This window comes from Kitasatospora nipponensis, assembly GCF_039528135.1.
GTDB classification, from domain to species: Bacteria; Actinomycetota; Actinomycetes; order Streptomycetales; family Streptomycetaceae; genus Kitasatospora; species Kitasatospora nipponensis.
Genome location: NZ_BAAALF010000045.1, coordinates 49,267 through 49,549 on the forward strand (window position 1 = coordinate 49,267; position 283 = coordinate 49,549).

A 283-nucleotide genomic window follows, 5' to 3' on the forward strand; every position below is an offset into this window, starting at 1 on the left:
CCCCGTGGGCCCGCCGCCGGGCCGCCGTGTAGTGTCCCGGCCGGGAGGTGAGTAACGTGACTCAGCAGTACGCAGGGGGAGGTCAGGTGCCCCCGCACCCGGTGGTCCCGCCACCGCCGACTGCCGGGCCCACCGCACCGGAGTCCGAGCTGCCGCCGACGGTCCCGATGCACGCCGTGCCGGCGAGCGCGCAGCCGCCCCCCCCCCCCCCGCCCGCGCCCCCGGCCGCGCCGCAGGTGCCGCCGACCGCTCACCCGCCCGCCCCGGCACCCCCTCCTGCGCC